The organism is Hoeflea algicola (assembly GCF_026619415.1).
GTDB classification, from domain to species: Bacteria; Pseudomonadota; Alphaproteobacteria; order Rhizobiales; family Rhizobiaceae; genus Hoeflea; species Hoeflea algicola.
In genome coordinates, this window is the sequence record NZ_JAOVZR010000001.1 from 1,542,499 (window position 1) to 1,554,917 (window position 12,419).

The 12,419-nt window shown below is 59.8% G+C and carries 12 protein-coding genes and 1 pseudogene; 7 read left to right on the forward strand and 6 right to left on the reverse strand.

All coding sequences use genetic code 11. The features are described from left to right. The first annotated feature begins 83 nt into the window (after window positions 1-83). The gene (locus OEG84_RS07580) at window positions 84-755 is read left to right on the forward strand and encodes an MliC family protein (protein ID WP_267653179.1); all 672 of its coding nucleotides are present in this window, start codon (window positions 84-86) and stop codon (window positions 753-755) included. Between the two features lie 238 nt (window positions 756-993). Here OEG84_RS07580 and OEG84_RS07585 read toward each other — a convergent pair whose 3' ends face one another. The 5 genes from OEG84_RS07585 to ccoN form a co-directional block, all read right to left on the reverse strand. After that, window positions 994-1,350, reverse strand: a complete 357-nt coding sequence (locus OEG84_RS07585; protein WP_267653180.1) for a YigZ family protein — start codon at window positions 1,348-1,350, stop codon at window positions 994-996. Between the two features lie 403 nt (window positions 1,351-1,753). Further along, the gene (ccoP, locus tag OEG84_RS07590; RefSeq protein ID WP_267653181.1) at window positions 1,754-2,617 is read right to left on the reverse strand and encodes a cytochrome-c oxidase, cbb3-type subunit III; all 864 of its coding nucleotides are present in this window, start codon (window positions 2,615-2,617) and stop codon (window positions 1,754-1,756) included. 3 nt (window positions 2,618-2,620) lie between these two features. Continuing rightward, on the reverse strand, window positions 2,621-2,773 hold the full coding sequence (locus OEG84_RS07595; RefSeq protein WP_267653182.1) for a cbb3-type cytochrome c oxidase subunit 3: 153 nt from the start codon (window positions 2,771-2,773) through the stop codon (window positions 2,621-2,623). A 12-nt stretch (window positions 2,774-2,785) separates the two neighbouring features. Next, window positions 2,786-3,517, reverse strand: coding sequence for a cytochrome-c oxidase, cbb3-type subunit II (ccoO, locus tag OEG84_RS07600; protein WP_267653183.1), 732 nt, complete (start codon window positions 3,515-3,517; stop codon window positions 2,786-2,788). A gap of 11 nt (window positions 3,518-3,528) precedes the next feature. After that, window positions 3,529-5,148, reverse strand: coding sequence for a cytochrome-c oxidase, cbb3-type subunit I (ccoN, locus tag OEG84_RS07605; protein ID WP_267653184.1), 1,620 nt, complete (start codon window positions 5,146-5,148; stop codon window positions 3,529-3,531). Between the two features lie 227 nt (window positions 5,149-5,375). On the opposite strand from ccoN, the gene OEG84_RS07610 reads away from it, so the two are divergent. Continuing rightward, window positions 5,376-5,885, forward strand: coding sequence for a hemerythrin domain-containing protein (locus OEG84_RS07610; RefSeq protein ID WP_267653185.1), 510 nt, complete (start codon window positions 5,376-5,378; stop codon window positions 5,883-5,885). A 9-nt stretch (window positions 5,886-5,894) separates the two neighbouring features. On the opposite strand, the gene OEG84_RS07615 is transcribed toward OEG84_RS07610, so the two are convergent. After that, window positions 5,895-6,833, reverse strand: coding sequence for a GlxA family transcriptional regulator (locus tag OEG84_RS07615; protein WP_267653186.1), 939 nt, complete (start codon window positions 6,831-6,833; stop codon window positions 5,895-5,897). A gap of 92 nt (window positions 6,834-6,925) precedes the next feature. On the opposite strand from OEG84_RS07615, the gene OEG84_RS07620 reads away from it, so the two are divergent. The 5 genes and pseudogenes from OEG84_RS07620 (at window position 6,926) to OEG84_RS07640 (ending at window position 12,397) form a co-directional block, all read left to right on the forward strand. Beyond that, entirely contained in the window at window positions 6,926-7,477 is a 552-nt protein-coding gene (locus OEG84_RS07620) for a cysteine hydrolase family protein (RefSeq protein ID WP_267653187.1), read from the forward strand. Window positions 7,478-7,691: 214 nt separating this feature from the next. Continuing rightward, a complete protein-coding gene (locus OEG84_RS07625; protein WP_267653188.1) occupies window positions 7,692-9,224 on the forward strand; it encodes a replicative DNA helicase in 1,533 nt (510 codons plus the stop codon). Window positions 9,225-9,232: 8 nt separating this feature from the next. Then, window positions 9,233-10,353 (forward strand): annotated as a pseudogene (gene alr / locus OEG84_RS07630) (alanine racemase). 11 nt (window positions 10,354-10,364) lie between these two features. Further along, a complete protein-coding gene (gene radA / locus OEG84_RS07635) occupies window positions 10,365-11,768 on the forward strand; it encodes a DNA repair protein RadA (protein ID WP_267653189.1) in 1,404 nt (467 codons plus the stop codon). A gap of 68 nt (window positions 11,769-11,836) precedes the next feature. Then, a complete protein-coding gene (locus tag OEG84_RS07640; protein ID WP_267653190.1) occupies window positions 11,837-12,397 on the forward strand; it encodes a CvpA family protein in 561 nt (186 codons plus the stop codon). Window positions 12,398-12,419 lie beyond the last annotated feature (22 nt).

The window sequence follows — 12,419 nt, forward strand, 5'->3', positions numbered from 1 at the left end:
ACGCAAACTTTACACCGTGATAACTACATGGTCATCTATCAACGGCTGCAAGTTACTTACGTTTTTTAGATATGAGGATGAAAATGAGCTATAATTTCAGAAATGTCGCCCTGACGCTTTTGGTACCTACGACCGCTCTGTTCGGGGTCACTGTCTCGGTAGCAATGCCGGCTGCACCGGACAGTCCCAGAATCTCCCAATCCATTTTCGTCACACAGATCGCCTTTAACGGTGTCAACGGCCGCAACGTCATCGAAATAAGCTATCCGGGCGGCAAGATTTCACTCAATGGCAAACGCTGGACCGAGCGTAATGCGAACGGCAGCTACAAATTCGAAGAAACACATCGCGATGACTGGTCGGTCTATCTTCTGGATCGTAGCCGCAATGTCAGGCTTCAAATCGATCTGCACCGAAAACTTGTGCTTTATGCCGCCGGAAATGACCAGATGCAGCCGCTTTACCAGATTGTGGGTGCAACCCCCAGGGCGGGTGGCCAAGCCGGCAAACAGAAGAATAGCGACAGGACCTATAGGTTCACTTGCACTGAAGGCATTCCGCTGGTTGTCCGAATCCGGAACCGTGGCGGTACTTCAACCGCCTTTGTCTCACTCGACGGGGCCGCTGAAATGCGTCTCGATCAGATCATATCTGGTTCCGGGACCCGCTATTCTGACGGAAACCTGACGGTGTCGATGAAGGTACGCAATGCGTTTGTCGAATGGGGAAGCACCCAAGATTCGTGTAGAAACTGACAGGGTTTGAACGAACCGGCGTTGTAAGAGAAACGACAGCGTCCTTGTGCCGATCCTATTTTAATCGGACACGCTCTAGGTTTCCTCACTGCGGGAATTGTCGCGATGGAAGAGCATGCGTCGAACCGCGTTGGCAGGTTCTGCGTTGAGGTAGGATCTGCACCGGTTGATGTCCCCGCTTAGCGGGCAGCAACCACCAGTGTCCGCAAAGGGCCGAATTGACGCTCGACAACTTACTTCAGTTTGCGCGCAGATCGGAAAGGTAAATCCGCACCGCTTCCTGCACGTGCCGGAAGCGGTCGCCGCCCAGATGCTTGCCGCCAAACCATCGCGTAACCACGATGATATGGTCGCGCAATCCTTCTCGCTCCAGCATCCGCAAGATCACCATGCCCGCACCTGCCTCGCCATCATCGTTCTTCAATGGGGCATCGGCACTCAGCAGAGCCCATGTATTATGTGACGCCTTGGCGAATTTTTTCTTGCGGCAAAGCGCCTTGATAAAGGCTTTAGCCTCCTCCTCGGATGCGCAGGGGCCTCCCGAGACTGCATATTTCGACCCGCGGTCACTTATGATGTTATCGAGAATACGCATTGCTTTGGCTTAGAACCCTCCAATGTCGGCGGCAAGGTGTCCGTGGCACATCAGTTGCTATCTTTGCACCTTCCAGCGAGGGGGCGGCCCAATGGCTCGTTCAGTCAAACTCGACAGTCGCTACGATTTTATCGCATTTACAGACCAACGGCAGAATCAGCGACAAACGGAACTGTTCTTTCTCTCGGGCGAACGACAGCTCTGCCCCGAAAGCCGTAGAGGTCGCATGTCCTCTTATGGCGTGGAACGAACACCCAAGATCAGTAGGACCAGCAAGTTTTCGCCACCAGCCCGCAACCACCTCCCTCTCCGTTGCTCAAGCCCGGAAACCAAAACCCCGCCGGACATTCATCCAGCGGGGTTTTGTGTTTCAGCCTGCTGTGTACCGGATGCAGGCGAAACCCTATTGGCCGCCGCCCAGCGTATGAACAAACACGGCAAGCTGCTTGATCGTCGGTTCGCCCAACCGGTCGATCCATGCCGGCATCACGCCATGCTTGGGGTTGCGGATCTGGGCAACGATGGCGTCTTCGGTCGAGCCCTTGAGCCAGATGCCGTCCGACAGCCGCGGCGCCCCGAAGTCGGTGATGCCTTCGGCGTTGTCGCCATGGCAGGCGGCGCAGTTTTCGGCATAGACCTCCTGACCGGCGTCGACCAGTGACGCATCGGACGGCGTGTCGCTGAGGCTGATGACATAGGCTGCAACCTCTTTGATCTGATCAGGCTCGAGCATGTCGCCAAAGGCCGGCATTTCCGACACATGGGTGTCCTCGTCGACCTCGTAACGGATGCCGTGGGCAATGGTGTGGTAGATCTGATCGATCGTCCCGCCCCACATCCAGTCATCATCATTGAGGTTGGGATAGCCAGCCGAGCCCTGTGCGCCGGAACCATGGCACTGCGCGCAATTGACCTTGAAGGCGGACGAGCCGCCGGCAATGGCAAATTGCAGCAATTCCTGATCGCCTGCGATATCGCCCACCGGGGTGGCGGCGATCTTCTCGAGCATCGCGCCTTGGGCGACCTTGGCGTCTGCCAGTTCGCTCACCACGTCGGCACGGCTTGAATAGCCCAGCAGACCCGGAGTTGCGCCCTTGATCAGCGGGATCGACGGATAGGCAATTGCATAGCCGATGGCCCAGATGATGCAGAGATAGAACGTCCACAGCCACCAGCGCGGCATCGGGTTGTCCAGCTCACGGATGCCATCCCATTCATGCCCGGTGGTTGAGATGCCGGTCACTTCGTCAATGTGTTTTTCGGACATTTATCAGTCCTCCTTCAACGGAATTTGTGCCGCTTCATTGGCAGCGGACTTGGCGCCGGGCCGAAAGAGGAAGAGCACCATGCCCAAAAAGAAGACGAACATGAAGACAAGTCCCCAGCTGTCGGCGAAGTGGCGCATTGCGGTATAGATTTCCATCGCTCAGTCCCCTTAGCGGTAGCCCGCGGCTTCGTCATAAGTCGAGAAATCGACCAGTGTTCCGAGCATCTGCAGATAGGCTATCAGCGCATCCATCTCGGACACGACCGTCGGATCGCCGTCGAAATCGCCGAGCTTGGCCTTCGGATAGCGCTCCTCGATGCCCGAGGTATCGGCTTCCGGATCTGCCTGTCCGGCAAGATCGGCTTTCGCACTGGCGATCATCTCTTCGCTGTAAGGAACCCCCAGCAGCGCGTTGGCTTCAAGGTCGGCCGTCACATTGGCCACCTTGAGCGGGGTTGTCTTCAGGAACGAGTAGCTCGGCATGATCGATTCAGGCACCACCGAGCGCGGCTCGGTAAGGTGCTCGACATGCCACTCGTTGGAGTAGCGGTCACCGACCCGGGCCAGGTCCGGCCCGGTCCGTTTCGATCCCCACTGGAACGAGCGGTCATACATCGATTCCGCCGCCAGGCTGTAATGGCCGTAACGCTCGACCTCGTCCCGGAAGGGACGGATCATCTGGCTGTGGCAGGTGTAGCAACCTTCGCGGATATAGATGTTGCGACCGGCCAGCTCCAGCGGCGAGTAGGGACGCATGCCGTCGACTTTCTCGATCGTGTTTTCGAGATAGAAGAGCGGTGCGATCTCTACGATTCCGCCGATGGATACCACCACAAGCGAGCCGATCAGGAGCAGGGTTGCGTTACGCTCAATGATACCGTGTTTGTCTAAAAGTGACATCGTTGTGTCTCCTACTCTGCCGGCTGCATGACGGGTGCGACGCCCGGAATCGGGGCCTCGTTCCGTTCATGGCCGCGGATGGTCATCAGCACGTTCCAGCCCATGATGATGCCGCCGGCGAGATACATCATCCCACCAATGGCACGCAGCACGTAGTAGGGGTACATAGCCGCCACCGATTCAGCGAAGGAATACACCAGGAAGCCCTGGTCATTGTATTCGCGCCACATCAGGCCCTGCTGAATGCCGGCGACCCACAAAACCGCCGCGTAGACGACGATACCGAGCGTGGCCAGCCAGAAGTGCCAGTTGACCAGACGCATGGAGTACAACCGCGGACGGTTCCACAGTCTCGGCGTCAGGTAATAGATGGCGCCAAAGGTGATCATGCCGACCCAGCCCAGTGCGCCGGAGTGGACGTGACCGATGGTCCAGTCGGTGTAATGGCTCAGTGAATTGACCGCCTTGATCGACATCATCGGACCTTCGAAGGTCGACATGCCGTAAAACGCCACTGCAATTACCATCATCCGGATGATCGGATCGGTGCGGATCTTGTCCCAGGCGCCCGAGAGCGTCATCAGACCGTTGATCATGCCGCCCCAGGAAGGCATCCACAGCATGATCGAGAACACCATGCCAAGCGTCTGCGCCCAATCCGGCAGAGCGGTGTAGTGCAGATGGTGCGGTCCGGCCCAGATGTAGAGAAAGATCAGCGACCAGAAATGGATGATCGACAGCCGATAGGAATAGACCGGACGGTTGGCCTGCTTCGGGATGAAGTAGTACATCATGCCCAGGAAGCCGGCGGTGAGGAAGAAGCCCACCGCGTTGTGGCCATACCACCACTGCGTCAGGGCATCCTGAACGCCGGCAAAGGCCGAGTAGCTCTTGGACCCGAGAAACGACACCGGAACGGCCAGATTGTTGACCACATGCAGCATCGCAATGGTGATGATGAAGGCAAGGTAGAACCAGTTGGCCACATAGATATGCGGCTCCTTGCGCTTGAGCAGCGTACCCATGAAGGTCACGAGATAGGCCACCCAGACAATCGTCAACCACAGATCGACATACCATTCGGGTTCGGCATATTCGCGGCTCTGGGTGATGCCGAGCAGATAGCCGGTCGCCGCCATGACGATGAACAGCTGGTAACCCCAGAACACGAACCAGGCCAGATCGCCGCCAAACAACCGGGCACGGCAGGTGCGCTGGACCACGTAGAATGATGTTGCGATCAGCGCATTGCCGCCAAAGGCGAAAACAACCGCGGATGTGTGCAACGGCCGCATCCGGCCAAAATTGAACCAGGGTTCGATATTGAGGTCGGGATAGGCAAGCTGGAGAGCGACGATCACCCCCACCAGGAAGCCGACGATGCCCCAGATTGTCGTTGCGATCACGCCGTAACGGACAACGCCGTCGAGGTAGCCTGATTGATCATCGGCCGTTTGGGTAGCAGGCGCAGCAAAATTGATTCGCCGCATCAACAGCACGGTTCCCGCCAGAAGAACGAAGAACAGGACCCACATATGGGCCGCGAACAAATCGTCCTTGGCGAAAGCCACGCCGAGCAACGCCAGAAAGGCGCCTATGCCCACGGCAATTGTTTCGAAAGCGTATTTCATGGTTGGTATCCCCCGGGGGTATCATGTCGAACTCAAGCGTCATTGATCGCGCCCGCCCCTTTAGACAAACCGCGACCATAAGCCAAGCAATTGCACAAATTGCAGAGACGCTCTTCAACTGCCTTGATCCAAGTCAAGGACGCCCGCCTAACCCGTCCATAGGCTCGTTTTACAGAGGGCAATAACAACACACAAAAAATCGCTCTTTTACTGGGATGAAACGCACCATGGCTAAGGAAGCTACGATTAGGGTGGCGCAGGGCGAAAACCCGATTGCGGTTCTGCGCAAGGCACACAAGGAGCAGTTGTTGCTCTGCGATCAACTCGAGGAAATCGCCGATTCCCTCCCCGACAGTGTCAACCGCCAGAAATGTATCTATGCGGCTCGGGCACTCGGCCCGATGGTTCGCGTCCTCCACCGTTTCGAGGAAGATGTCGTCTTTCCGCTGTTTGCCGAACGGCTCAAGGATCACGAGGACATCGAAGCCACCCTCAACCGGCTCAAATTCGAACATTGTGAGGATGAGTGCTTTGCCGAGGAACTGACCGAAGCGCTGCACGCACTGGGTGCCAACCGCCCCGATATCAACATCGAGGCCACCGGCTACATGCTGCGCGGGTTCTTCGAGGCCATGCGGCGCCATATCGCCTTTGAAAGCGAGCACCTTTTGTCGAACGAGACGCTTTCGGCCTCAGGCCTTGCGATTTCCGACGACACCCAAAGCGATCAATCCTGACCGGATTTTTCAGGTCCTGATGTCAAGCACGCTGAAACGGTTGCGGTATTCCACCGCCGTCAAGCCGGTGATCGACCTGAATACCCGGCCAAATGCGGAAACATCCTGATAGCCCACGGCCCAGCCAACGGCACTGACCGGCTCGCGCGTGCGCTCCAGCAAGCCGCGGGCTTTCTCGACCCGCAAGGCCTGCACATAGGCATTGGGGCTTAATCCGGTCGCCGCCTTGAACCGGCGGAGAAAAGTGCGGCCGGACAGTTTTGCCCGTGCTTCCAGCACCTCGCCGCTCAGATTCTCGCTGACATGGCTCTCCATCCACAGTTGCAGCCGCAGGATGGTCTCGTCGCCATGGCCCAGATTTGGCCGGAAACTGCGATAATTGCGTTGTTCGCGCTTGCCCGGATCGACGAGCAGATGACGCGCGGTGCTGGTCAACACCTGAGGCCCCTGCCAGTGCTCCACAAAGAACAGCCCGAGATCGACCCAGGCCATCATGCCGCCGGCGGTGACAATATCATTGTCATCAATCAACAGATGCTCGGGCTGCAGATCCACCTTCGGAAACGTTTCCCGGAATTCCTTCTCGAGCCCCCAATGGGTTGTCACCGGCCGATTGTTGAGCAGACCTGCATGACCAAGCCAGAACACGCCCGCACAGACCGAGGCGATAAGCGTCCCTGCACCGTGCTGTTCCTGCAACCAACTGTGCACGACCCGGTCATCAGCCCCCCGCGCGCCGCTTCGGTTGGGTGGCAGGATCACTGCATCGTAGCCGCGCCGGGCATTCGCCAGATCATCGGGACGAAGCACGTCTACCCTGACATTAGCGCCGCTTCCGCCGGCGCTGATGACATTGGCGACATCGAGCAGATCGGCAAGTCCCAGCACCGCCGATTCCTGCACTCCGGCGTAGGCCATGATCGCCATGGATTTCGGTGCCGTTACCATTTTGGCGAATTCAGCATAGTATTTGTCATATTCGCCAATTTAGAGTGATCCGGCTTTCATGTAAATCTGGCCACTCATCAAAGGAGATCACCATGACCGACACCGCGCTGCTTCTCGTCGATATCCAGAACGACTATTTTGAAGATGGCCGTTGGCCGCTTGCCAGGATGGACCAGGCCAGCACCAAGGCGGCAAAGATTCTCGGCCATGCCCGCCAGCAAGGCCTGATGGTGGTTCACATCCATCATGAGATCCCGTCTGCCGAGGCACCATTCTTCAGGCCCGGCAGCAAGGGGGCTGAAATCCACCCTTCGGTGGCTCCGGAAGCCGGCGAGGAAGTGATCCTCAAGCACCGCCCCAACAGCTTTGTCGACACCCGGCTGCAGGATCTGTTGTCGTCACGGGGGATTGTCCGTGTGATCATCATCGGTGCAATGAGCCAGATGTGCATCGACGCCACCGCCCGCGCCGCAAAGGATCTGGGCTACGACGTCACCGTGGTTCATGACGCCTGCGCCGCCCGCGACATCACCTTTGGCAGCGACACCGTGCCTGCAGCGCAGGTTCACGCCGCCTTCATGGGTGGGCTCGCTGGCACTTACGCCACGCTGACGGATTGCGACACGCTGGTTGCCGCTGCCTGACGGCGTTCCTGATTCGATCCACGTCTGAACCGGCCAAGCACTTTTTGGATATTCATGACTTCAATTGTCCGCAGCGCCAACTCGCCTGTGGACAACGAGGACAATGGGAACAAAACTGGAGCTTGGCCGATTCGTACCGATTGCGCGCAGACTCTGCCGCCCGGTCCGGGTATGCCAGACCAATACCCACACCCTGACGAGGATCGAAGACACAATGAATGATGTTGCGCGAAAAATTGAGCCAATTCCGGCCCGAGCCGAAAAAAGCCCGATGTTTCGTGAGGCGCCCTCAAACATCGAGGCCGAACAGGCTTTGCTGGGCGCCATGCTGGTCAACAATGACGCGTTCTACCGCGTATCCGACTTCCTCAAGCCGACCCATTTTCAGGAGCCGCTGCACCGCAGGATCTACGAGGTAGGCGGCGACATCATCCGCATGGGCAAGACTGCCAACCCGGTGACGATCAAGACTTTCCTGCCCTCCGACGCCAAGGTCGGCGACATGACGGTGGCACAATATCTGGCGCGTCTGGCCACCGAAGCAGTGACCATCATCAACGCCGAGGACTACGGCCGCGCGATCTATGATCTGGCGCAGCGTCGCTCGTTGATCTCGATCGGCGAGGACATGGTCAACATCGCCTATGACGCCCCGCTCGACATGCCACCCGGCACCCAGATCGAGGATGCAGAGCGTCGCCTGTTCGAACTCGCCGAGACCGGGCGCTACGATGGCGGCTTCCAGTCGTTCAACGACGCTGTTTCAATGGCTATCGATATGGCCGGTGCCGCCTATCAACGCGAGGGCGGCCTGTCAGGCATTTCCACCGGCATCTCCTCGCTCGATGCGCGGATGGGCGGCTTGCAGCATTCCGACCTTATCGTGCTCGCCGGACGTCCCGGCATGGGCAAGACATCGCTCGCCACCAACATCGCCTTCAACATTGCACAGGCCTATGAGGGCGAGGTGCAGGCGGACGGTTCGATGAAGGCCAAGAACGGCGGCGTCGTCGGCTTCTACTCGCTGGAAATGTCCGCCGAGCAGCTCGCCACCCGTATCATTTCCGAGCAGACCGAGATCTCCTCGTCAAAGATTCGCCGCGGCGAGATCTCCGAGGCGGATTTCGAAAAGCTGGTCGGCTGTTCGCAGATGATGCAGAAGATCCCGCTCTTTATTGACCAGACCGGTGGTATCTCGATTGCGCAATTGTCGGCACGCGCGCGGCGGCTCAAGCGCCAGCGCGGCCTTGATGTGCTGGTGATCGACTATATCCAGCTGATGACCGGATCGGGCAAATCCAGCGACAACCGGGTGCAGGAAATCACCCAGATCACCACCGGCCTGAAGGCGCTTGGCAAGGAACTCAATGTTCCAATTATCGCCCTGTCGCAGCTGTCACGTCAGGTGGAAAGCCGTGAGGACAAGCGGCCACAGCTTTCCGACTTGCGTGAATCGGGTTCGATCGAGCAGGATGCCGACGTTGTGCTGTTCGTGTTCCGCGAGGAATATTACGTCAAGAACGGCGAGCCACGCCGCTCGCCCGACGAGGTCGTGGCCGACATCAAGACACCTGAATACCTTGCCTGGGAGGAAAAGATGCTCAAGGTGAAAGGCACCGCCGACGTCATTATTGCCAAGCAGCGCCATGGCCCCACCGGCACCGTGCAACTGGGCTTCCAGGCAGAATTCACCCGGTTTGCCGATCTGGCCGACAATTCCTACAATCAGTTCGTCCACGACGAATAGGCTGTTTCATTGTCATCGCTCTCCCCCTCGCCAATTCCGCCGCCACGGTTCGCCTGACGGTGGATCTGGCAGCACTCGCCGCCAACTGGCGTTACATGCGGGATTTTTCCGGAACCGCGCGCTGCGGCGCGGCGGTGAAGGCCAACGCCTATGGCACCGGCGCTGAGCAGGCAGCCCCTAGGCTGGCGCGCGAAGGCTGCCGGGATTTCTTTATCGCCGATGCCCACGAGGGCGCGCGCCTGCGACCGCTGCTGCCCGATGCCCGAATCTATGTGCTAAACGGCGTTTTTGATGATTCCTTCGCGCAGATCCTCGCCCACGATCTCATCCCGATCATAAATTCACCCCACCAAGCCGCGTTCTGGCGCGAAAATGCCGGGACGCGCCCCTATGCGCTGCATGTCGACACCGGCATGAACCGGCTCGGCCTGACGCCTGAGCAGGCCGTGGCGCACGCTGAAGCCGGGGGCCCACAGCCGGCGCTGCTGATGAGCCATTTCGCCTGTGCCGATGAACCCGATCACCCGCTCAACGCCCGCCAGGTCGAAGTTTTTCAGCGCTCCGACCTGCCTTTCCAGGCATTGAGGCAAGTCTCGCCAATTCCGGCGGCATCTTTCTCGGAGCCGATACGCATCATGATCTGACCCGTCCCGGCATCGCGCTTTATGGCGGCGAACCGGTTTCAGGCGTGGCAAACCGGATGCGACCGGTTGTCACCGCCGAAACGCGGGTGCTGGTCATCCGCCATGCGAAAGCAGGCCAGACGGTAAGCTACGGCGGCGCCCATGTGCTCACCCGCGACAGCCGCATCGCGGTCTGCGGCGTGGGTTACGCCGATGGTTTCCACCGCTCCGGTTCCGGCGCGGGCGTGCCGCTGCGCTCGGCCGTGCCGCAAGGCGCCTTTGGCGCCATCAACGGCGTGCAGGTGCCGGTGATCGGCAAGGTGACCATGGATTTGACCATGTTTGATGTCACCGACCTGCCCGAGGGCGCAGTCAAGCCAGATGACTGGCTGGAATTGCTCGGCGCGACAGTTCCGCTCGAACAGGCAGCCGACGCGGCTGGAACCATCAGCTATGAAATGCTGACCTCGCTCGGCCGGCGTTACGACCGTCACTACACCGCCTGAAAGGACCTTCCTTGGCCAAAGCCCGAACTCAATTCGTCTGTCAGGCCTGTGGAACCGTGCATGCACGCTGGGCCGGCAAATGCGACGGCTGCGGCGAATGGAACACCATTGTTGAGGATGACACCACCGCCGGCGTCGGCGGCGGGCCGGGTGCCGCCGCGCGCAAGGGCCGGCCGGTGGCGCTTGCCAGCCTGTCCGGCGAAATCGAGGAAGCGCCGCGTATTTCCACCCAGATCAGCGAGCTCGACCGAGCCACCGGGGGCGGCTTTGTACGCGGCTCCGCCGTGCTGGTCGGCGGTGATCCCGGCATCGGCAAATCAACGCTGCTGATGCAGGCTGCCGCGGCACTCGCCCGTCAGGGACACCGGGTGATCTATGTCTCGGGTGAGGAAGCGGTGGCCCAGGTGCGGCTGCGCGCCCAGCGGTTGGGTGCTGCCGACTCGGGCGTGCTGCTCGCCGCTGAAACCAATGTCGAGGATATTCTGGCCACCCTTGCCGATGGCAAACGCCCCGATTTCGTCATCATCGATTCGATCCAGACATTGTGGAGCGATCAGGCGGGCTCTGCCCCCGGCACCGTTACCCAGGTGCGTACCGGCGTACATGCCATGGTGCGCTACGCCAAACAGACCGGCGCTGCCATGGTGCTGGTCGGCCACGTCACCAAGGATGGTCAGATCGCCGGCCCGCGGGTGGTCGAGCACATGGTCGACGCCGTACTTTATTTCGAAGGCGACCGCGGCCACCACTACCGTATTCTGCGCACCGTCAAGAACCGCTTCGGCGCTACCGACGAGATCGGCGTGTTCGAAATGTCCGACAAGGGCCTCCGCGAAGTCGCCAATCCATCCGAACTGTTCCTGGGCGAGCGCAACGCCAAAGCCCCCGGCGCGGCAGTCTTTGCAGGCATCGAGGGCACGAGGCCAGTGCTGGTCGAGGTTCAGGCGCTGGTTGCCCCCTCCAGTCTCGGCACCCCGCGCCGCGCTGTCGTGGGGTGGGATTCGGCCCGTCTGTCGATGATCCTGGCCGTGCTTGAAGCCCATTGCGGGGTGCGCCTTGGCAGCCATGATGTCTACCTCAATATCGCCGGCGGTTACCGCATTGCCGAACCGGCCGCCGATTTGGCGGTGACCGCGGCCCTCGTTTCCTCCCTTGCCGGGCTTGCCCTTCCGCCCGATTGCGTCTATTTCGGCGAAGTCAGCCTGTCGGGAGCTATCCGGCCGGTCGCGCAAACGGGATTGCGGCTCAAGGAGGCCGAGAAGCTGGGATTTCCCAGCGCGGTGTTGCCATCAGGCTCCGCCGATCTGCCCGCTCACCGCAGCACCAGCCTGGCGCTGATGGAGGGCTTGCCGGATCTGGTGGCGCGCATTGCCGGTTCAAAGGCCGCGCAACTGACTGAAGGTGACGAGGACTAAACTGAATTCAGCCCATCCGGGCGCCCGAACGGGCGATGGGGGGCAGAGCCTGAACGGAACGCGATTTCATGCCTATTACCCTTCTCGACGGCATCTTGCTTGGCATCACGCTATTTTCGGCGGTGCTGGCCATGGTCCGTGGCTTTTCGCGCGAGATCCTCGCAGTCGCGTCCTGGATCGCAGCGGCTGCAGCCGCCTATTTCCTCTATCCGGTGCTCGCGCCCTTCGCCATGAAATACACCGATTCCGAAAAGGTCGCGATGATCGGCTCGGCGGCCGTTGTATTCCTGGTCGCGCTGATCATCGTCTCCTACATCACCATGCGCCTTGCCGATTTCATTATCGACAGCCGCATCGGCGCCCTCGACCGGACGCTCGGCTTCGTGTTTGGCGCGGCCCGCGGCGTTCTCCTGGTCGTGGTCGCCATGTTGTTCTTCAATTGGCTGGTCGCGGCGCCAAAGCAACCCGAATGGGTCGCCACCGCGAAATCCAAGCCGATGCTTGATTCGCTTGGCGCGCGGTTGGTCAACATGTTGCCCGATGACGCTGACGCGACCATCCTCGAGCGGCTGCGCGGCGGCGGCGATGAAAAGCCTGCCTCCGAGGAAGCGCCCGCAACAAGCGGATGACTGTTTCCGGTCGGGAGCACTC